General features: G+C 33.9%; 12 protein-coding genes. 1 reads left to right on the top strand and 11 read right to left on the bottom strand.

The window, feature by feature from the left end; all coding sequences use genetic code 11:
- The 10 genes from DWX29_RS00780 to DWX29_RS00735 all read right to left on the bottom strand — a co-directional run.
- Window positions 1-4,769 (bottom strand): discoidin domain-containing protein (locus DWX29_RS00780; RefSeq protein ID WP_199663668.1); only part of this gene is annotated, 4,769 nt, incomplete at its 3' end.
- A 561-nt stretch (window positions 4,770-5,330) separates the two neighbouring features.
- Window positions 5,331-6,170 (bottom strand): patatin family protein, encoded by an 840-nt coding sequence (locus tag DWX29_RS00775; RefSeq protein ID WP_118564947.1) that lies wholly within the window; start codon window positions 6,168-6,170, stop codon window positions 5,331-5,333.
- A 125-nt stretch (window positions 6,171-6,295) separates the two neighbouring features.
- Window positions 6,296-6,856, bottom strand: coding sequence for an HD domain-containing protein (locus DWX29_RS00770; protein WP_243053213.1), 561 nt, complete (start codon window positions 6,854-6,856; stop codon window positions 6,296-6,298).
- A gap of 228 nt (window positions 6,857-7,084) precedes the next feature.
- Window positions 7,085-8,188, bottom strand: a complete 1,104-nt coding sequence (locus DWX29_RS00765) for an ADP-ribosylglycohydrolase family protein (RefSeq protein ID WP_022088845.1) — start codon at window positions 8,186-8,188, stop codon at window positions 7,085-7,087.
- Window positions 8,189-8,333: 145 nt separating this feature from the next.
- The gene (rsmH, locus tag DWX29_RS00760) at window positions 8,334-9,398 is read right to left on the bottom strand and encodes a 16S rRNA (cytosine(1402)-N(4))-methyltransferase RsmH (RefSeq protein ID WP_118564945.1); all 1,065 of its coding nucleotides are present in this window, start codon (window positions 9,396-9,398) and stop codon (window positions 8,334-8,336) included.
- A 153-nt stretch (window positions 9,399-9,551) separates the two neighbouring features.
- A complete protein-coding gene (locus DWX29_RS00755) occupies window positions 9,552-10,211 on the bottom strand; it encodes an HD domain-containing protein (RefSeq protein WP_022088843.1) in 660 nt (219 codons plus the stop codon).
- A gap of 308 nt (window positions 10,212-10,519) precedes the next feature.
- Window positions 10,520-14,539 (bottom strand): CARDB domain-containing protein, encoded by a 4,020-nt coding sequence (locus tag DWX29_RS00750; protein ID WP_118564944.1) that lies wholly within the window; start codon window positions 14,537-14,539, stop codon window positions 10,520-10,522.
- A gap of 60 nt (window positions 14,540-14,599) precedes the next feature.
- Window positions 14,600-16,894, bottom strand: coding sequence for a glycosyl hydrolase family 28-related protein (locus DWX29_RS00745; RefSeq protein WP_199663667.1), 2,295 nt, complete (start codon window positions 16,892-16,894; stop codon window positions 14,600-14,602).
- Between the two features lie 73 nt (window positions 16,895-16,967).
- The gene (locus DWX29_RS00740) at window positions 16,968-18,866 is read right to left on the bottom strand and encodes a hypothetical protein (RefSeq protein WP_118564943.1); all 1,899 of its coding nucleotides are present in this window, start codon (window positions 18,864-18,866) and stop codon (window positions 16,968-16,970) included.
- Window positions 18,867-18,890: 24 nt separating this feature from the next.
- Window positions 18,891-19,703, bottom strand: a complete 813-nt coding sequence (locus tag DWX29_RS00735; RefSeq protein WP_118564942.1) for a hypothetical protein — start codon at window positions 19,701-19,703, stop codon at window positions 18,891-18,893.
- 612 nt (window positions 19,704-20,315) lie between these two features.
- Between DWX29_RS00735 and DWX29_RS00730 the strand changes: the two genes are divergently transcribed.
- Window positions 20,316-21,854 carry a leucine-rich repeat protein gene (locus DWX29_RS00730; protein ID WP_158574477.1) on the top strand — a complete coding sequence of 513 codons (1,539 nt, stop codon included), beginning with the start codon at window positions 20,316-20,318 and terminating at the stop codon, window positions 21,852-21,854.
- Between the two features lie 293 nt (window positions 21,855-22,147).
- Here the strand turns inward: DWX29_RS00730 and DWX29_RS00725 are convergent, their stop codons facing one another.
- Window positions 22,148-22,768, bottom strand: coding sequence for a discoidin domain-containing protein (locus DWX29_RS00725; RefSeq protein WP_118564940.1), 621 nt, complete (start codon window positions 22,766-22,768; stop codon window positions 22,148-22,150).
- Between the last annotated feature and the right edge of the window lie 5 nt (window positions 22,769-22,773).

Genomic DNA, 22,773 nt, shown 5'->3' with positions numbered 1-22,773 from the left:
TCTGCAGTTTCCTTAACAGTTGCATATACTTCCATTTCCCACAATGAATATCCATATGGTAAACCTCTCTTAACACCCTGCATTCTTACATATCTTGCATTTACTGTGTTAAATGTAATTGTATCTATACCTCCGTTCTTTCCTGTTACATCCTTTGCTGTTGTCCAATTCTTTCCATCTGTTGATGTCTGAATCTTATATGATTCTCCATATGCTGCTTCCCAGTTAAGTACAACTTTACTAACTGCATATGTCTTTCCTAAATCTACTGCAATCCATGCATCATCTGCAAAATTTGATGACCATCTTGTTCCTTCATCTCCATCAAATGCATTTGCTGCTGCCATTGCATCTGTCTCTGTTCCTGATGTTGATGCTGTTTTACCTTTAGCAACATTTACTAATGTTGTTTCTCCTTCATCTGGTTTTGAAGGTTCTGTTGGCTGTTCAGGTTCTGTTGTGCTTCCACCATTAATTGTGTAAGTAGCTGTTGCAATTTCTGAAGCAATCATTCCTTTTCTGTATGCTATTGCTTTAATTGTTGTATCCTTATTTAAAGTAATGCTTGGTACATAAAGTTTTGAATTTTCATTTGGTGTAGAACCATCTGTTGTATATCTGATTTCAACACCCTTTGTTGCACTGCTAATCTGTAACTTCTTATTTCCTGAGTAATTTCCTGAAGCTAAGCTAAATGATGGCTGTTCAACCTTCTTTGCTTCATATACTCCAACTTCCCAAAGAGAATATCCATACTGCATTACTCTCTTTTCGCCCTGAAATCTTACATATCTGCATGTCGTTGCATCAAATACAATTTCTTCATCTCCTCCTTTTCCTGATGTTGTACTGTAAACTGTATTCCAACTATTTCCGTCCACTGATGTCTGAATCTTATATGCTGTTGCATATGAAGCTTCCCAATCAAGTGTTACTTTGTTGATTGTGTAATTTCCACCTAAGTCAATGTTGAACCACTGATCATCTGTAAATTCTGATGACCATCTTGTTGTTCCATCATTATCTACTAACTTGTCACCACCTATTGATGGGTTTTCACTTGAAGATACTGTTACATTCTTTCCTAATGCGATGTTAGTATTCTTTGATACTTCTGCACCATTTACTGTAATTGTTGAAGATGCCATTGCTGATGTAATGTATCCATCTTTTACTGCTATTGCTTTTACTGTTGATGTACTTGATACAGGAATAATGCCGTCATAAACTTTTGATGAAGTTGTTGGTCTTGTTCCGTCTGTTGTGTAGTAAATTGTTGCACCTTCTGTAGATGACTTAATTTCTACATACTGTGTATCATCATATGTACCTGTCGGAACTGAAATCTCCGGCGTCTGAGCTTGAGTAATATTAAATTTCTTATCTTTGTATACTTCAAAGCTTACTAACGCCTTTGCACCAATTGTTGCTGTTCCTAAAGTTGTTCCATTTGCATTCTTAAATGTTACTTTCTTTGTAGCATTTGTTGGGTTCCATACTGTAGCAGTATATTTATTTGTATTCTTGTTGTAGTAAACTGCTGCTGAGCAATCTCCTGTTGCTACAATATCAGTTGTCTTTGTTCCTAATTCTTTCATACTGTTAATGAACCAGTATGTATTTGCTGTATCTGTTTTCTGTACCTTATCATCATTTGTAAGGAATTTCTGTAATGCCAATGTTGGATTTGTCTGTGATAGGAATGGCCATGTAATATGCTGCCAACCTGTATCTGCCTGTGGATATGTATCTAACATTGTCTGAATTTCTTCTTCAGTCTTTCCTTCATTTCTAGCTACGATAACTGCTTTCTTCATAGCTTCATCAGTATCATCTAATAATCCCTGATAAATTTCTGCACATCTTTCCTGATTCATACCGTAGTATGTTAAATATTCAGAAATTGGTAACCACTGAATACCATATACATATAATGGCTGTCCACCAAAGAATGTACCGTAGAAGTTAATTCCTCCATAAACCTGTCCTACAACATCGTATGGCCATTCCTTAACCCAGTTATCTTTATCATAATCAAACCAGTACTGTTCTACTGCATCCATTTCATTTGAGAAGCCAAATACACCTGCATCTCTGTATGTGTCATTTCCTGTAAGTGTTCCCCATAAGTATAAACTTACCCAGCTGAATAATGATTCACTTGCTGATTCCTGATTGTTTCCTGAATCATTGTCTGCGTATCCGCCTGCCCATGAATGTCCTTCATATAAATCATATGATCTGAATCTACAGAATTCACTATCATTGTCAGATGGATTTGCATAATCTCTGATTAACATTTCAATCATTTCTTTGTAATCGTTGTAGAACTCTTCATCATATGTTGCTAATACTGTAGCAGCAAACATAAAATATCCGTATGTGAAATGGTGGTCACAAATTGAAGCATTTGCACCAAATTCACTCTGTGCATAATAAAGTGTTCCCCAATTGTTATCATATATGAAATAACTAATGTCATCTTTACCATCATATGTAAACCAGTTAACAAGAATTTTCTTAATTCTAGCAAGGAATTCATCTCTTAATTCTGTATCCCCTAACTGGTCAGCCATAAGAACTCCCATTCCTAATGGATGTAAATTCTTACCTTCCCAATAAGCATCTGCTGCAGGGTTTAAATTCTTTGTTGCATCATCTAACTGTGCTAAATACATCTGAGCCTCTTCACTGTCAAAGTCACTTCCTGATGGAATTGCAAATGTTGGAAGAAGACCTGCAAATGTCTTTGTTGTTGTAAATTTATTTGAAATGATTGTCTTTAAATCACCTCTTACAGAAGTATATGTTGTGAATGCATTGTTATCATCTGTTGAATTTTTCCACTGATGAGGAAGCATACATAACATAGATTCATTTGAAAATCCATTTCTCTTTACTGTTGTTGTTAAGTTATAGTGTGAATTAATCTTTGCATTGTCATCACTATAATCATATGTTACGGCTGTATCTGTTACAAATGCATATCCATGTGCAAAGAATGTTTCTAACTGGTTCTTTGCCTGCATTGTACCAATTGACATATATCCGTTGTCTGCCGGGAATGTTACTTTAATATAACTTCCGATTTTCTTAAATGTTGTATTTTCAGGTACTGTTAAACAATAATAACTTGTTGAGTTCTTTGTACCGTTCTTATTATCATCATCTGTAACCTGAAGTCCGATATGGTCAGCTGTAATCTTATCAAGATTATTTGCTAAAATGGCATTTCCATTTGCATCAAAGCACTGTGCATCAGCTGATGATGAAATATAAATTGTTCTTGTTGTTCCATATTCAGTAAAAATATATGGTGAACCTTTTACATGTGTTGACTGCATTGCTACATGATTATCATCACATAAACCAACTTTTACTGAGTAATCACTGTAATTCATGACTTTGTCACATGCTGACGCTGTATCAAGATTCTCAGGCATAATGTAAAAATCAGGTTTTGTTTCTGAAACTACTGAAACATTTACATCTGTTTCACCCATTGCCGGAAGCCAGCCTTCTGTAGCTGTTAAAACTCCAAGTCCTTTTGTTGAATATTTTGTCTTTAATGGAAGTGTTGATAACATATTTCCAAACTTGTTAATTAAAATTGACTGCCACCAGTCATTACTTTCAACAGGAACTTTAATATTATCTGCTGCATAAACCGGAAGTTTAGCTTTTGCTTCGTACATATCATTTGACAAATAACTTCCTTTATTGTTAGCTGTTTTCTTTACCTGAGACTGTGGTAGTGATTCTATATTATGTGTTACCTTCTTGTCTCCATTTTTATATTCGTATACCTGTAATTCATTAATGCTAAATCCACTTCCTGTCTCAACTCTTGTGTATCCATACATTCTTACATAACGTGCATTAGCATACAGTTCTACATTGTCTACTTTATTTCCTGAACCTTTTGTCTGTCTGTATAATGTTGTCCAGTTATTTCCATCTGTAGATGTCTGAATATCATAAATCTTTCCTGCATCTGATGCCCAATTTATAATTACTCGACCTATCTCATAGTTTCTACCTAAATCTACGCATAACCATTGTTTATCTTTTTCACCTGATGTCCAATATGAATTCATATTTCCATCTACAGCATTCTTTGCAAGTACTGTTGACTGGTCAATTACGCCATTGTCATCATACATCCACCATACATCTCTAAGTGATGAAGCTGTTACATTCTTGCCTTCTGCTATATTTTTTCCGTAATCTACAGGTCTCTGTGTAACTCCGTTTAATCCGAGAACCTGAAATTCATATAATGAATATCCATAAGCAGCCAAAGCTTTATCTGTCATATAAATTCTTACATATCTTGCTGAGCCACTTAAATCAATTGTTTCGTTTCCACCCTTACATGAATTGTTTGTGTAAACATCTCTCCAGTTTTCTTCATCATCAGAAAACTGAATCTTGTAAGCTGTTGCGTACGCACCTTCCCACATAAGTTTTACACCTGTAATTTGTGTAACTTTTCCGAGGTCTACGTACATCCATTCATTTTTGTTGTTCCATGAACTTTCCCATCTTGTCGATGTTGAGCCATCCACTGCATAAGACGGATCACTGTTTTCTACAGATGAGCTGGCATATACCATTCTTCCGTTCGAAATAACATATGGTGTATTGTCATCCGCTGCCTTTACAGTAGGCATTAAATTCTGCGCAGGTACTACTCCAACTACCAACGCTGCTGAAAGTGCAAAACTTGCTGCTCTTTTTGACACTTTTCTTAGATTTTTAATTCTCATTGAATAAAAACCTCCCCTTCATATTTTTTATAAAAAAACGCGCTATGCGTTTTTATTCACTTTCTGCGATTACGTAAAATATTTGCCCAATCTCAACATTTTCCGCATAATATAATTAATAAAAACCCTTTCTGATTTCTATTCTTATCACTCCACGGTTTACAATAATAATTCAAAACTCTATACATATTTATTTGGTAATTTTTATTTTTCTAAATTACCAAGATAAAAATAAAGCGTATATTAAAAGTTTTCAATACACGCATTAACTCACGAAATATCAGGCTGACTTGCCCGCTTTTTTGAATCCGACCCCCAACATATTCCCAATATATATGTCGTTCTATATTTAAAATATTAGAATTTAAAAACATTTTTTGCAATATATCATCAAAAAAATGTCTATTTTATTTGTTTTTTTGTTGATTATGCACAAATACCTTACTATTTTATGGGATTTCAAAATTTTCATTTTGGTGTTTTTGCCTTTTTTGCAAAAAAAATGGCGTAAAAAAATGTCGAAAAAACATAATTTTACGCTTATTTTTGATAAAAATATTTTTATTTTTTTATTAATTCTTTTATTAAATCCATTTTGTCCATAGCCATTTCATATCCCATTTCATTTGTCTGTCTCAACACTTTCACATCCTTTTCAAAACTATTGAGTTTCACCTTTGGCTGAAGTATTATTGCCTTTCCCTCATCTTCCAACTTATGACAATACTCTACTGTCTCGTTATATCTGATGTGTCTTGTATATAGGGCATTTGCTAATTCAGGATATTTCTTTTTAACACGATTCGCTGCAAATTTGGTCTTTGCATTTAATGTTTTCCTATATTCTAATGGCTGTGTCAGGATAATTAGATTTTTTTCATTTCCATCCGCCATAGACTTACGTATCGGAATCGGGTCAGCTATCCCTCCATCATAATATGGTATTCCATTAATATTAATCGTTGGGAAAAAACCGGGTATTGCACATGTTGCTCTTAGCATTGTATATTTATCATCCATTTCCATGCCATCCATATACTCAGCTTTTCCTGTAATACAATTAGTTACACCAACTCTTACCTTTCCTGTGTATTTCTTATATGTTTCCATATCAAATGGCATTAATTCATTTGGAACTGTTCCATATGCAAATTCAAGACCAAATAAACTTTTATCAGTCTTAAAATTGTTTATTCCAATATACCTTTTGTCATTTCTATATTTTTCTAATACCAGTAAATTTCTTTCCTTCTGTTTTGAAATGTATGATATCGCATCCGTTATTCCTGCCGATACACCTATTACGTAAGGAAATTCGATACCATTATCTAATAACGCATCCATTACGCCACAACTAAAAATAGGTCTGAATGTTCCGCCTTCTAAAACTAATCCTGCCATACTATTCCTCCTAATGCTTCATTCAGATTTGTTTTACATAAAATACTAATCCAATTAATAACTTTAAAGTCACTCTTTTGTTTTTTTATTATATCTTTTATTATTTGCAGCCTAAAATCATATTTTTATGAAACAACATATCTCTGTGAAATATTAACCGTTGATTCTCTTGTTTCTTTTTCTCTTAGTTTAATTTCAACCACTTTAATTATTTGCTGAACCATTTCATCTTTTTTATAAATGTCGCTACAAAATGTTTCTTTAAGTGAACACCACTTATCAACCATACATACTATACCACCCTCAATATTTTTAGGTGGTATTGGCACTAGTGGGAACATATGTCTTACTATAAGATTCTTTTCTATTTCTGTTAATTTAAAATCTCTTGTAGCATTTTTCAATGCTATTGCAGGATGTTTAAATCCATGCCATCTTCCATGAGGTTTATGCCAGTCATATAAAAAATAATCATGCAAAAGGCCGCCTCTTATAAGACTTTCCCTATCATATTCAGTTCCCATGGCTTCTGCCATCAAAAAGCTATTGTATGCTACAGCTATGCTATGTTCTAAGCAACTTGTTTTTCCATGTTGTACAAACTTATGCATAAGCATTACTTTTTCTCTGATACAAATAGGCATTGCTATTTCTAAAAATATTTGTTGCTTTAATTTGTCGTCCAACATATTCTCCTTTATTAATCTGTATTGCCCCGCCCTTCGGTCAGTGGCTATTCGTCGGAAACATTTATAAAAAATGAACTTCGTTCATTTTGTTTCCTCCTTTATTAATCTGTATTGCCCCTTCCATTCGGCTTCTTCCCTGTAAGACTCATTCCTTATGGCTTTGATTTCTTAGAAAAACTGCCTTTACATGCGAACATGAAGGCAGTTTTTTGTAATTCTGAATTATTAAATAATATAACAGGCTTCGCCATATTTTTCTTCCCAAATCCAATTGAAGTTGTCAAAATAATTTGTATTTGGACAATCTTCGTGTAAATCTTCTGCTATTATCTGGATTATATGGCGTAACTCTAATTTTTCTAAATATTTTTCAGGAATTGCTCTTGCTCCAAGATATGCACCAAGTATATTTCCTGTTACGGATGCTATTGCTCCGCTTTTACCGTCATTATTGACCGCAGCATGGATTGCTTTTTCAAAATCTTCTTCATACTTTAAACTAAAGTAAATTGCTGCTGCAAGTACTTCATCGGCACTATTTCCTATACCGATTTCTGATACTGCTTCTTTATCATCTATATCGTCACCGGCTAAAGAAACAGCTCTGCTTAACCCTTCCATGACGCTTTCAACATGTGGTTTATATCCACATAATCTTTTTACTGTGTTCATTGCATCTGACACAGCTTCTTTTAAAGTCATTTCCGTATATGTTACTTTATTTATTATATGAGCTAATATTGCAGCTGAAATATAAGCAGCATCATATCCATGTGTAGATGCAGCTACATTTGCAGCAAACACATCTATTTCTTCAATCTGCATATTTTCTTCTTTAAAATAAAGTCCCACAGGAGCGATTCTTGTAATAGCTCCAAAATCCATTCCTAACTTTTCAGGCTTTTCAACACTTCCAAAATCGCCTTTGAAAATATCTATTCCTGATTCTAATGAATGTCTTCTACTATGCAAATTTTCTATATTATATAACCATGTTGTATGGCTTTCGTTAGTATTATCACTTTCCTGTGTTTTAACCCAATCTTTGTATGCCTGACATACTGTTGCAACATCTGGTCCCTCAGTACCTATTTTACAGGCTTTTGTCTTTCCTGATAAAATTCCATTTGCAGTAAATAACGATAACTGTGTTATATCTGATATTCCTGCTTTACCATTTTCATCTAATAAATATTCGCTAATACCATTTTCACCATGTTCTTTACGAATATCATCAATGTTAAGATTCATAACCGGGTAACCAAGTGCATCACCTACAGCACCACCTAACATACAACCCCTTACCTTATCTAAAATAATAGGATTCATTAATTTCCTCCTCCTTTTATCCTTTACGCACAACTATATTATCATTTCCAATTTTTCATTGTGCGATGTAACTATTCACGTTCTTATACATTTTCCATTATAATACAAATATTCTATATACTCAAAACAATATTTTACTAATTTGTTAATTTTTTATTGCCCAACGCATTTTTGTTGATCTTGCACGCGGATTCATATTACATTCTTCTGCAGACGGTCTTATTACATCCTTTGCAATTTCTGAAAATATTCCCTGCTTATATAGGGCTTTAAATGCCTTCTTTACAAGTCTGTCTTCACCTGAATGGAAAGTCAGAATCGCAACTCTTCCACCTGGTGCCATTGCATCCGGTAGTTTTTCAAGAAAATCATATAACACTTCAAATTCATTATTTACATCAATCCTTAGAGCCTGAAATGTTCTGGCACAGGACTTTTTCACTGCTTCTTTTCTTTCTTTCTGTGGAATAAAAGATAATGCCTCTTCTATTACATCTTTAAGCATAAGTGTTGTTGTTATTTTCTGTCCTTTTCGGTTCCTTTCCACTATAGCCTTTGCAATTTCAGCGGCATAAGGTTCGTCTGAGTTTTCAATAAACATCCCTTCAAGTTCATCTTCCCTGATATTTTCCAATCTTTGAGCTGCTGAAATTCCTTTATTCGGATTTAATCGTAAATCAAGCGGGCCATCATATTTATAAGTAAATCCTCTCTCCGGATTGTCAATCTGCATAGATGATACACCTAAATCTGCCAATACAAAATCAAATGGGCCGTATTCTTTTGCCACTTCATCTATATTTGCAAAATTAGTATTAATAGCTGTAAATATATTGTCTCCAAATCCTTTGTCTGCTAATCTCTTTTTTGTTTTTTCTATTTCTATCGGATCTATATCTAATCCGTATACATGACCATTTCCTTCAAGGCATTCGAGCATCTTTGATGTATGTCCACCATATCCTAGAGTTGCATCCAATCCTTTCTGCCCCGACTTTATTTGTAAAAATTCTAATATTTCTTTTACACAAATAGATATATGCATACCTGCAGGAGTACTTCCCTTTCGTATTACTTTTTCTATTGTATCAGCATATTTTTCAGGCTGTTGTTCTTTATACTTTTCTGCATACGTTCTCGGGTGTGTTCCTTTATATCTTACCCTTCTTTTGTGAACTTTTTCTGTCTCAATATTTTGGTTGTTATCCATTATGCAATCCTTTCACTATTATATTTTAGGGGGTATTTAAAATATATATTTTTTACAGCTATGAAATGGTAGTTATTTGCACAAATTTTAATCACGTCACATTTATTTATAACTGCATACCGTTTTCTGTAAACTATATAGACATTTAATAGTCTATACTCTCTTTGAATCGTTAAATTCTAATAACATTTCTACCGAGTTTAACATACAATTCATCTGATATTCTACTGCAAAGCATATTTGCTCGAATTCAGGATATCTTATCCTTGCCTGTTGAATAAGAGGAATGACATGCTTATCTGTCTCATTAATGTACTTAACGAGTCTTTTTCTCGAAAATATTAAAGCCATTGTCGACACATTATTACACCTGTCAAACATCTTTGTTATCGTTGCTTCTCTATTATCAATTAGCCTTGCAAAATATTTTAATCTTGCTTCTTCCTTATCCTCACCTGGCTTAACTTCAAATGTCATTGCTTTTACCCCGGCTTTAACAATATCATTTATAGGCATACTTGTTTCCGAAATATTACAATCTTCACACACATCATGTAAAAGCATCGTTGCAATTATGTTGTCTTCTTTAATTCCTAAGGATATTGCATGTCTTGCAATTGTTAACGGATGAATAATATACGGTCCACCTTCCATCCTTGTCTGTTCCTTATGGCATTCATTCGCCATTTCCAATGCCATAATTGACTGTTCCATGTTGTTATCATGCACATATCTGTAAATATAATTGTACAGTTCATCCACGTTCATTACATCCTGTACTCTCTGATGAATTCTTACTTTGTCATTTGTCATAATAATCACCCCTTTGTGTTGTTATACGCATTTGACACTATTAAATTGTAAATAAAGTTATTATTTTATTTTATCATATTAGTGTAAAATGTTCTACCAAAACCCTGGAATATTGCACTTAAACTCATACAAATATTGCGGTGATTTTTTCAAATATTTCATTAAAAAACATACAAGTATTACATCAAAAATTATACAAATATTTCATTAAAATTGATTCATAATAAAGTCCCATATATAACACAAAGAGGCTTCGCTTCAACAACCTAAATGTTGAAGCGATAGCCTCCGTTTTCAATATCTTTTATTTATTTTTCTATTGTATTGCTCCAATTATAATCAATTGGTAATTCTGCAGGATTTACCACCTTAAGAATCTTATCATATAAGTAATTATGAGCTGCCTCATTTACCATTGATCTCTTCTGGTAAATCTTCTTTCCGATTTCATAAATATTGAATTCTTCTACATCACTGTATGCAATTGTTCCGTCTTCTAAAATTGCATATGATCTTGTGTAATATGTTGCTGAAAGTCCTGCTGCATTGTAATCTTTTAATCCAAATGTTCTTACATAATTCTTTGCTGTCTTTGAATTGCCAACTACATCACCAATTAAACCTTTGTCTGTTGCTTCATAGCTTGCTACATAAGAATTCTTGCTGTTTAATACAATGTCATTCTTTGTTATTGGGTTGTCACCATATACTATTCCGCAAATAACACCTGCTTTTTCTACTTTCTTTCCATCAATTTCAGGTTCTACAGAATATACGATACGAATTCCCATATCTCCTTCTACTCCGTTGAACTTAGCACTCATCTGATATCCATGTACAATAACTTTATCTGAAACCATTGATGGAGCTTCTGCCGGTTTTGTTGTTTCAGGTTCCTTTGTTGTTGTTTCTACCTGTTTAGTTGTTGTTTCAGGTTCCTTTGTTGTTGTTTCTACCTGCTTTGTTGTTGTCTCAACCGGTTTTGTTGTTGGTTGTTCTACAGCTGCTGTTTTATAAAGTCGTGCATCTGTAATTGTGAAGCTTCCGTATCCTTGTGTATTATGAATATGGAAACCAGTATTTGTCTGGTTAATATTTAAACCTGATTTCTGAAGGTCAATTACAACTGTCTTTGCAGTGGATGATGGAGCTTCAACTACATCGCCGCTTGTTGTCACAAACTTAACTGCCTGATTTTTGTTGAACCAATACGGATTCTTCATATCTGTAAAGAATTCTAATCTAAGTTCTTCAAATGCTCTTGTATCACCTGTATATGTCAACTGAAGATATCTGTATCCTGCAGGTGCTTTGTAATTTACCTGACCCATATACTGATATCCGCTTCCTGTACCTACTGTCCATGTTTTCATAAACTCATTAAGTACAATATCTCCTGATGTATCTCTTGAAGTTTCAGGTGTCTTAGTTGTTGTTTCAGCCGGTTTAGCTGTTGTTTCAGGTGCCTTTGTTGTTGTTTCAGCCTGTTTTGTCGTTGTTTCAGGTGCCTTTGTTGTTTCAACTGGTTTTGTTGTTTCAACCTGTCCAGGATTGTTTAAATCATCAGGTGCATCAGGATTTTCAATCATTGATGCTGTTGGAATATTTAATGAAATAGTATATTTGTTGTTATCTTCATTAACTTCATTCTGAATTCTATTAACATCATCAACCCATGCCATTATGCTATGTTTTCCACTTGTAGCTGTCCAGTAATTTCTCTGTGCTGAACCAGAATTTACTGTTAAATCAACTGACTGTCCTGCTGCCAATCCGCTATTATATGTATCGCACCATAAAATATTTGATGTATTTCCATCAATCTGTAACTGATATCCAATAGTTGTTCCTGCCGGAATAGCTGTATCACCTGCATTTGTAATTGTTGCAGTAAATACTAACTGATCTCCAACAGCAATGTCCTGCTTATTAGCAACTATCTTTGATACAACTAAGTCATATCCACCTGAAACTCTTGTTACAGGATTTGTAGCTGCATCTCCATAAACATTAAATTTCTTTGTTCTTGTATTATTGTTCTTGTCTGTTTCATTTGGAAGTTTATTTGTATCATCTGCTGTTGCAACGATTGTATGACCTCCTCTTGAAGCTGTCCAAGCACCTGTTGTTGAAAGTTTAACTGTCTGTCCTGCTTTCAAACCATCTTTAAATTTCTGATTTCTGTAAGTTGTTGTTCCATCAACTACAACTTTGAATCCAATTGTTACTCCTTCAGGAATATCTACATTACTTGTATTAGTAATTGCAACAGAGAATGTAACCTTATCTCCATTTTTAAGGTCTGATGAGCCATTTTCATTTTTCCATGTTAAACCTGTTAAAGCAATATCATATCCTGTAATACCTTCTAATGGATTTGTAACACCACCTTGCTGTCCACCATCAATATATGGTTCAGGATAACCCGGTACTGTATATGTAACATCATCATCATAGATTGTTGCATTCTTCACACATGATGAATCTGTTCCACCTGTATAGAAATATGGTGATCCATCTTCTTTGTTCTTAAATGCAGAATTTGCAATTTCGATTCCATTAAATGTAGCTGATGATGAGCTTCCAAGTCTGATAGCTGCACCTGCATGAGGAACTGATGAATAATTTCCCTGCTGACCATCTATACCTGAGCCTAAAATCTTAGTATTGTTAAACACTACATTACTTGCTGAGTTATCAAGGATTCTGATACCATCATGCTGAGCATCATAAATCTGAGTATTGTTAAATGTTACATTCTTGACTTCCTGCTTGATATCAACTGCACCAAGTTCTTCACCCCAGCTGTCCTTTGTACATCCGGCACGAACTATGATGTTATTATCAAATGTCATATTTTTACACTCACTAAATTTGTAACCGTCAAATGTTGTATTTAAATGAATACCTGCTGCCATAAATGTATCGCAAATGTAATTGTTATAAACTTTGAAATTATCACCACCATAGATTGCAATACCACCAGCTCTCCATATGAAATCAATTGTATTATATGCGAATACATTTCCAGATTCATTTTTAGCTCCGCCCCAGCTGTTATTCCAACATGCTAAACCATCATCACCATTGTTTCTGATAGAGCAGTTGTAAACTGTTGCATTGCTTGTACCCTGACAGAAGTTTACTCCGTCTGCAAGATTATTTCTAATTCTACAGTCCATTACTTTAACTCCGTCTGAGTAATCCATTTTTCCATTGTAATCACCAAACCAGAATCCACATTCAAAATGTTCTTCCCAAATATCATGGATTACTGATCCATCTGTGAATACATCCATAAAGCATTTATATACTGCCTGCTGATTATAACGTGATCTAAGATTTGAATTAATGTACATATTACAAAATTCAATATTATTACAATATCCATCCTTTGAACCGCTTGTCTGCCATCCGGCGGAAATACCACCGCCACCGGCATCAGGATTTGTAAACTGAATATTTGTATACCACATACCTGCACCTGTAATCTTCATGTTTGAACCATATAATCTCCAAACCTGTCCGATTTCAAATGTTCCTGCCGGGATATAAACATCCATGTTTGATCTGTCTGCTTCTTCTATACAACGATAAATTGCATCATAGTCGTCCTGTCCATCATCAGGAACTGCTCCAAAATCTTCAACATTTAAAGAATTGTCCGGCTGTGCAATTTCATCAGGTACATTTTCAATTTCAAGGAAGTCTACACCATATTCTAAAGCATTGGCTCCACTGCTCTGAATTCTGATTGTATCACCCTTTTTTAAAGAGTTATCTAATTTAAAATGTACTTCATCAAAAGCGAAACATGGCACTCCACCATCATTATTATCGCTTGGATTTCCACTGGCAAAATACTGCCACATAAAATAAGATGTTAAATCAATTGTCTTTTTGTACTGTCCGTTTACATACACATCTAATGAGCCTTTAAGTCCCATTCCATCACTGGAATCAGGCATTGTAAATCTCATTGTAACCCCATCTCCGGTAGTGTTCATTGTCCACTCTGCGTAAGCTCCTTTTCCAGGAAGTCTTACATATGACTGTTCCGAAGCCTGGCTTGCAATATTCATTCTGTCGAAATTCTTTGATGAAGCAATCTGTGCTCCGCCACCAATATTCGCCTGTAATGAATCATATCTTGTGTAAGGAACCTTAGCTCCTACACGTCCACTTGCATCAGCTTGCGGAATATCAAACTTTGATTCCGAAGCCACCCCTGCGTTTACCTTAAACACACTCTGTGCTGAAGGTAAAGGTTGTAATACCATTGCCCCTGCTAAAGCAAATGATAAAACCTTTTGAATACTTTTTCTCATGTTTCTTCTCCTTCTTATTTTATTTAAAGTTTTACGTTCAACTATTCGCAATTGTGTTGGTTATTTAGATACGACCCCCGACCATCTTCCATATAATCTTTTCTTTTCCACAATTTTATACGCTCTAGCCTTAACGTAATACTTTTTTGCTACATTGATTTTTTTGAAAACCGCTTTTGTCCCCTTTAAGTTTTTAGTAAGAGTATTTTTGCCTACAAACTTCTTTGAAGTTGAAACTTTAATCTGATACCTGTAAACCCCTCTTAATTTTTTCAAAGTAATTTTCATTTTACCTTTTGTCTTTTTTACAGATTTAATTTTTACTTTTCCCGGTTTATTCTTTGTTATTTTTTTCTTAGTCTCATCATTCTGATTTGAAACTGTTTCTGAATTCGAAGATGTTCCCGTATCATTACGGTTGTCATTTCCAGGTGTTGTCTCGTTATCACCTGGTTTTATTGTCTCCTCATCCTTTGTAACATCTGAAACTTCAGGATATCCCGGTACTTCATAAGCCAAATTATTATACAACAATTCGTTCAAAATTGAAATTCCATTATAACTTCCTGTAAAAAGATACGGTTTGTCATTATGATTATAAGCACTGTTAGTTATACTTATATTATCAATTTGAGCTTTCGGACTTCCCGATGTCTTAATTGCTGCTCCTACATTTCCTGACACTTTCTGTCCTGCAGTTCCACTTCCATAAATTACTGTATTTTCAAATTTTATACCCTGCACATTATCCTTTAAAGCTATTCCATCGTGCCATGCATCATATATTTTTGTATTAACAAATGAAACATTCTTTACATTTTGCGAAATATCAATTGCTGCCAAAGAACTGCCCCAACTATCTTTATATGTTCCACATCTTACCAATGTATTGTTTTCGAATTTTATATTTTTTGTGTTATTAAATTTATAACCATCAAATGTTGTGTTCAAATGAATTCCGGATGCCATGAATGTATCGCAAATATAATTATTGTAAATATTAAATCCATCTCCTCCATATATTGCAATGCCTCCGGCTCTCCAAATAAAGTCTATTGTATTATATGCAAACACATTTCCTGTTTCATCTTTTGCTGACAAATAATTATTATTCCAACATGCCAGTCCGTCATCTCCATTATTTCTTATTGAGCAGTTATATACCACACTATTGCTTGTACCCTGACAGAAATTTACTCCGTCAGCTAAATTGTTTCTAATTCTACAATTGATTATTTTCATTCCATCTGAATAATCAACTGTTCCACTATAATCTCCTAACCAAAATCCACACTCAAAATGGTCTTCCCAAATATCATGTATTACACTTCCATTTCCCGGAACATCACTAAAACATTTATATGATGCCTGTTCGTTATATCTTGAGCTTAAATTTGAATTAATATACATATTGCAAAATTCTACATTATAACATGAATTTTCTCCTGCAAATGCAATTCCTCCGCTATTCGCATTACTGTTTGTGAACTGAATGTTTGTATACCACATTCCTGCTCCCGTAACTTTTATGTTCTTTCCATAAAAAGTCCATTTTCTGCCTATATTAAAAGTTCCTTCTGGAAAATAAACATCTTTTCCCTGAATATTAGCAGCACTTATACAATTTCTTATTGCATTATAATCATCTTTTCCATCATTTGGCTTCGCACCATAATCTACGACATTCAAAGAATTTGCAGGTTGTGCAATAGTTTGTGGAACTTCTTCGATTTCAACAAAATCTACACCATAAATTAAATTGTCTCTTCCTGAGTTTTGAACTCTTATTTTGTCCCCCGGATTTAAAGTTTTATTCAAAATAAAATGTACTTCATCAAATGCAAAGCACGGAACTCCTCCGTTGTTTTTATCACTTGGATTTCCACCTGCAAAATATTGCCACATGTAATAAGATGTCAAATCAACTTTCTGACAAAATTCTCCATTTACATATACATCAAGACTACCTGTTAATCCTTTACCGTCTGTTGAATCCGGCATTGTAAATCTCATTGTTACACCTGAACCACTTTTAACTGCAGTCCATTCTGCATATGAATTTTTAACCGGCAGACTTACATACGACTGTTGTGACGCCTGACTTGCAATCTTTGTTCGTTCAGATTTTACTGATTCTTCTATTTTTGCGCCATTTCCAATCTCTGCATCTTTTGAATCATATCTAAGATAGGGCATGCTTGCACCAATTCTTCCTGCCTCATCTGCTTGAGGAATTTCAAATTCTGAACTTATATCCGCCTTTACTTCTGTATTAAATTCTGTCATATTTCCCCCTGTTGTCATTACTATTCCCATCAATATAGCTGTAAAAACTTTTCCCTTCTTCACTTTCATTTGCCCTTTCTTTTAAAACGAAAGCCCTCACATGTTTATTACGTGAGGGCTTTCTAGTAATTAACTGTTATTATTATTTATTTTTTACCTGTTTAACTGCTGACCATTTACCATAAACTTTAGCCTTGTTTACTACTTTGTATGCTCTAGCCTTAACATAGTATTTCTTGTTTGCTTTTAATTTCTTAACAACAAATTTAACTTTTGCAGTTGTGATTGTCTTTGTTGCTTTACTCTTAAATTTCTTAGATGTAGAAATTTTAACCTGATATCCTTTTGCCCCTTTAACTTTCTTAAGTACTACAGAAGCTTTCTTTGCTGATTTTTTCTTTGTTGCACTCTTAACAGCTGTCTTTCCAACTGAAACTTTTGCTGCCTGAGTTGTTGTTGGTGCTACAGTTGTTGGTTTTGTTGTTGGTGCTGCAGTTGTTGTTGGCTGTGGTTCACTCTTCTTTCCACCATATAACACTGCGTCTGTAATTGAAATATTTACATCTTCGTCTTCTGCTGAGCAGTGCATATGTACACCTGAATTATATTTGCTCATATCAACGCCTGATTTAGCAAGATTAATTACTACTGTTGTGTTGTTTCCAACAAGTGGAATTGCACTACCATCTTCTGTTACAAAATGAGTTGCCTGTTCAGGATCAAACCAGAATGGTCCCTGTTTTTCTCCACCTTTGCCTTCAAATTCAAATCTAAGTAATTTAATATTACCTGTATATGTAATCTTTAAGTATTTGTATGATTCGTTTGCAAAGTCTTTAAATGTTGCCCATCCAAGATATTTGTAATTTGGTTTTTCTACAGAGCCTTTCTTAATTGAGTAAGTTCCAATCATAGCACTCTTACCCTGATCATCACCATTTAAAATAATATCATTTGTTCCATCTGCAATTACTTTTTCTGTTGTCGTTTCCGGTGTTGTTTCCCCATTATTATCAGGTGTTGTTTCCTCTGAAGTTGTTTCTTCAGGTTCTACCGGTGTCTTAGCTACCTGAAGTGGTGTGTTTGTAAACTGAGCGTCTGTTATTGTAAATGCACCTTTGCCCTTTGTGTCATGCATATGGATTGTAGCAATTCCTTCAGCATTTGTAATTCCTGATTTTGCAAGGTCAATTACAACTGTCTGCTCTGTTTCTGTTGGATTAGCAACTAATGTGTCATCTACTGTCTTAATTGTTCCCTGTGGATTTTCTTTAAACCAGAATGTTCCTAATCCTTTATCTGTTCCAACTACTTCAAATCTAAGTTCATCAAATGATGTAGATTCACCTGTATATGATAACTGTAAATACTGGTAATCTTTTGTTACATTTAGGTCAGCAAGATCAATTCCTGCAAGATACTGATATCCTTCTCCCTCTCCAGGATTATATTCTTTAGCCATCCATGGAATGCTAATCGACTTAACTTCTTTTGGACTGTTTGTAAACTTAGCTTCCTTAATTGTAAACTTACCATTTCCCGGTGAATCATGCATATGAATCGTAGTAATTAAGTCTGCACCACTAATTCCTAATTTTTCAAGATCAATTACTGCTGTCTGTTCCTCTTCTGAAGGATCTGCAACTAATGTATCATCAGATGTCTTAATTGTTCCCTGTGGGTTTTCCTTAAACCAATATGTTCCTAAAGAGCCATCTGCTCCTGCCATTTCAAATCTTAAAGCATCAAATGCCGTAGCATCGCCTGTATATGTGAGTTGTAAATATTTATAATCACTAGTCAATTCTAGTGCTGCAAGATCAATTCCTGCAAGATATTTGTAATCACCATCTGTGCCCGGATCATATTCCTTAACCATCCATGGAATACTAACTTCCTTATACGAATTAACTTCTGCTTCTGTTCCGCTCTCTTCATCCGCTTTTACTGATGCCAAGTTCACCCCTGCTAAGCTGCTTACTGCTAATGTTCCGACGCATGCGTAAGCTATTGCTTTGTTACTAATTTTCTTTAATCTCATATGAACCTTCTTCCTTTCTTAAAACTACTGGATTTTCATTTTCTTTGATGCAACTAATGCTGCGCCTGCTACTACAATACCTCCTATAGCTATAGCAATTGGATATGTTGCTGAACCTGTTGTAGGTGCTGCTGTTGCGCCACCTCCTACTGATTCTGAGCTATCGCTTGATGAAGATGCTGAAGCTGATGATGCTGAGCTGTCTTTGCTTGAAGATGAATCCGAACTCTTACTTTCTGTGCTTGAGCTTGATTTTGAATCACTGCTTGCTTTCTTATCATCTGAAGATGATTTAACGTCGCTTGCACTTGCTGATGCTCCACCCTTTGGTGCACTAGTCATTAATCTTGCATCTGTAATTGTAAACTTACCTTTACCAGGTGTATCATGTATATGGAACGCTCTGATACCTGTTGATAAGTCAATTCCTGATTTTTCTAAATCGATTACTGCTGTCTGTTCTTTATCTGAAGGATTAGGAACTAATCCGCCGTCTGTTGTTCTAACTGTACCTTCGTCATTTTCTCTGAACCATACAGGAGTTAATTTCTTTTCCTCTGATGGGTCTGAGTTAACTACAAATTCTAATCTTAATTCATCAAATGCTGTAGGATCACCTGTATATGTAATCTGTAAATATTTATATTCAGGTCCTACTTCAAAACAGTAAGCATATCCTAAATATTTGTATTCTCCACTTGTTCCCGGATCAAATGATTTAATAAATGGACTTCCACTATCATTCAATACAATGTCCTCTGCCGCTGCTACGTTCATGCTAAATATGAGAACTATAGCACTTACCATAACTAATAACTTTTTAAATGTTTTTTTCATTTCTCTACCTCTTCCTTTCTTCGAATAAGTTAAACGTTAAACTTGTAACGGTTTAAAGAATTTCACTTATTTAATTGTTTCTTGTTTCCTGGGTAAAATAAAAGATTTTTTTGAAAATTGTCCCCCCGGACACACCCCAATAAATCACTTTTCCCACATCCGTTTAACGTTAAACTAATATTAACATGGCACCATGCCTTTGTCAATCTGTTTGGTGGGTGCGTTTTAACCAAAAACCACCCATTTTTTTATTATTATTGCACAAAAAAACCTTTCAATTGTCAATTATTTTGTATTTTATGTCTATATTTTTTATGTTTACGCTTGTGTCTTCTGCTTTGTTTTGGGAACGGTTTTACCAATATATAACCTGACTTTATTTCCTACTATTAATTTTATGTTTTATTGCTTTTTTTTATTATTACAATTATAATTATTTTAAAGTTAAATGTGGATTTTCCTGTTACATAATACAGAACAATCCGAAAGCATTTTTATATTTCAACACTATTTTAAAATCCCCCCTAAACACTCTTTATAATGAAAATTAAATAAATATATTTTGTCATTATTATCTTTATTTTACTTTTCCAAATCCAATAGGAGATGTTTATGATTAGTATTAAAATCAAGAAAAAAATCAGACTTACGGTAATGATTTGTTCTGTTTTATTGTTAATTGGATGCGTTATTTTTTTGATTTATTACTTAGGCATACAGCCTTATCATTCCAAACAGCTTAACAATAAATATAAATCATTATATTATTCAGTTTCAGATTCTCCTGAATCTGACGGCAACAATGAAGTTATAGATGACGATTCGTCCGAGAATACCCCTGTTGACATTAATTTGGACAAATCATATGAAGAAGGGGCTAAAGGCTCTGATGGAATATTATTAAAGTTCTCAAAACTTATAGAGATAAACTCGGACATACGAGGTTGGTTAAAAGTTCCCGGAACTAATATCGATTATCCGGTAATGCAGTCAACCGGCAACTCAGAATTTTATTTAAAGCATGATTTTGAAGGTGGTCGTGATAAAAATGGTTGCCTTTACATACAAAGCAATTCAAAAATCAAACCTCGTTCAAAGAATCTTGTCATACATGGACATAATATGGATTCGACAGGAATGATGTTTCATCAGTTGTTAAAATATAAAGATATCGAATTTTACAAACAACATCCTGTAATTACATTTGACACCTTATATAAAGAAAGCAAATGGAAAATAATAGGATACATGAGAGTTTCAGGAGATTTTGAAAGCAGTGATGGATTCAATTATCTGCAAAGCACATTTCAGACGAAAGAGCAGTTTTTAAACTTTTTATATCAGATAGAGGTTCGTTCATCCTACAAATGTCCTGTCGATGTAAATGAAAAAGATTCACTTTTAATGTTATCAACATGCTCGTATGAAGTACATGATTACAGAACGGTAGTCATTTGCAGAAAAGTCAGAAAAAATGAATCCTCGGATGTAGACACAAGTTTAGCTCACTATAATAAAAATGTTTTATATCCATCAAGCTGGTATAAAAAATATGGTGGCGATAAACCAACCGTAACTTCATTTGAAAATGCAATGTCATTTAATGAAATTGATTGGTATGACGGCTCGCTTGAGATTGAATCCTCAATTAATAAAACCTGTGAAATTGACGATTGTAATTATAAAATTTTATCTGATTCAACTGTATCTTTTGAAGGAGTTAAAGACTATAGTATTAAGTCTTTAGAAATTCCATCAACTATCGAGTTTCAGGGAAGAGTTTTTGATGTGACAGCACTTTCTAAAAAAGCATTTGATAATTTAACAAAATTAAAGCATTTAAAAATTGGAAATAAAGTTGAGATTATACCGAAGAAGGCTTTTGTAAATTGCACAAAACTTGAAGAAGTCATTATTGGCGATAGCGTAAATACAATCGAAGAAAAAGTTTTCTATAAGCTTCCAAATTTAAAATATGTTAAAATAAGGAGCAATACTTTAGATTCTATAGGAGAAAAGGCTTTCGCAAAAATATATATTAAAGCCAAATTTAAAGTACCTAAGAGCATGTCTAAAGCATACATAAAACTAATTAACAAGTGTGTTCCTGACAATACGTTTAAATTTAAAGAATATTCTGTTGATTCTTAAATTTAGTCTGACAATGTATTCAAACATAAAGAACATTCTGCTGATTCTTAAATTTAGTCTGACAATGTATTCAAACATAAAGAACATTCTGCTGATTCTTAAACATGAACCTGTACTATTTAAACAAAAAAGAATCATACTTTTATCAGATTTATTTCATATAAACCGATAATAACAAGTATGATTCTTTTTATTTGCTGTGTTTCAAATTATATTTCAACATATATTGGTTCTACGCGAAGTATCTTTTAAACACATTATATTTAATTAAACTCTTTAAACTGCACACAATTTTATTTGTCGTTTGTATAAACCTCGAGTTCAGCTATCTGTCCGGCTACTGCACCTGTGTTCTTTGTAAACGTCAGTCTTATGTACTGCATTTTAACATTATCAATGTCAATAACGACCTGATTGCCTGTCTTTGGATCAAAATCATAATCTGTAGATGGTATTACTTCTGTATAATTTTGTCCGTCATCACTTGCTTCAATTGTAAATGTCTGAGTTCTCTTTCCCCAAATCTGAGCCGGATTTAATCCAACTACAACTGTATGAATTGTATATGAATTCTTCAAATCTACAGAAACAATCTGGCTATCTTCATTTGGAGAACCTTCCCAGTATGTTAATCTGCTGCCATCAATTATATTCGGTGCTCTGTAAACATCGTTAAATCCATTTGCATCTGCTCTTCCGTCTAACGCTACGTTTGTACCATCAATTTCAGGTGCAACATATTCTTCTTCCTTAAAAGCATCATTCTCCATCGCTTCTTTCTGGTCAGGAGCTGTTACTACCGTCAAATTTTTATTTGACATTTTTACTGATGAATTGCCTACAGCTACAACAGCTGACATTACTGCACATACTACGGCAAGACATCCCATTATAATTATAAACTTTTTCTTCATAATGC

This window comes from Eubacterium sp. AF19-12LB, from assembly GCF_003479125.1.
GTDB classification, from domain to species: domain Bacteria; phylum Bacillota; class Clostridia; order Lachnospirales; family Lachnospiraceae; genus Eubacterium_U; species Eubacterium_U album.
This window is presented reverse-complemented; position numbering and strand designations above follow the sequence as displayed.

Coding starts and splice junctions, on each gene's coding strand:
- DWX29_RS00775 (WP_118564947.1), bottom strand. CDS start 6,170: ATGGCAGGATTAGTTTTAGAAGGCGGAACATTCAGACCTATTTTTAGT.
- DWX29_RS00755 (WP_022088843.1), bottom strand. CDS start 10,211: ATGACAAATGACAAAGTAAGAATTCATCAGAGAGTACAGGATGTAATG.
- DWX29_RS00725 (WP_118564940.1), bottom strand. CDS start 22,768: ATGAAGAAAAAGTTTATAATTATAATGGGATGTCTTGCCGTAGTATGT.
- DWX29_RS00740 (WP_118564943.1), bottom strand. CDS start 18,866: ATGAGATTAAAGAAAATTAGTAACAAAGCAATAGCTTACGCATGCGTC.
- DWX29_RS00750 (WP_118564944.1), bottom strand. CDS start 14,539: ATGAGAAAAAGTATTCAAAAGGTTTTATCATTTGCTTTAGCAGGGGCA.
- DWX29_RS00745 (WP_199663667.1), bottom strand. CDS start 16,894: ATGAAAGTGAAGAAGGGAAAAGTTTTTACAGCTATATTGATGGGAATA.
- DWX29_RS00765 (WP_022088845.1), bottom strand. CDS start 8,188: ATGAATCCTATTATTTTAGATAAGGTAAGGGGTTGTATGTTAGGTGGT.
- DWX29_RS00735 (WP_118564942.1), bottom strand. CDS start 19,703: ATGAAAAAAACATTTAAAAAGTTATTAGTTATGGTAAGTGCTATAGTT.
- DWX29_RS00730 (WP_158574477.1), top strand. CDS start 20,316: ATGATTAGTATTAAAATCAAGAAAAAAATCAGACTTACGGTAATGATT.
- rsmH (WP_118564945.1), bottom strand. CDS start 9,398: ATGGATAACAACCAAAATATTGAGACAGAAAAAGTTCACAAAAGAAGG.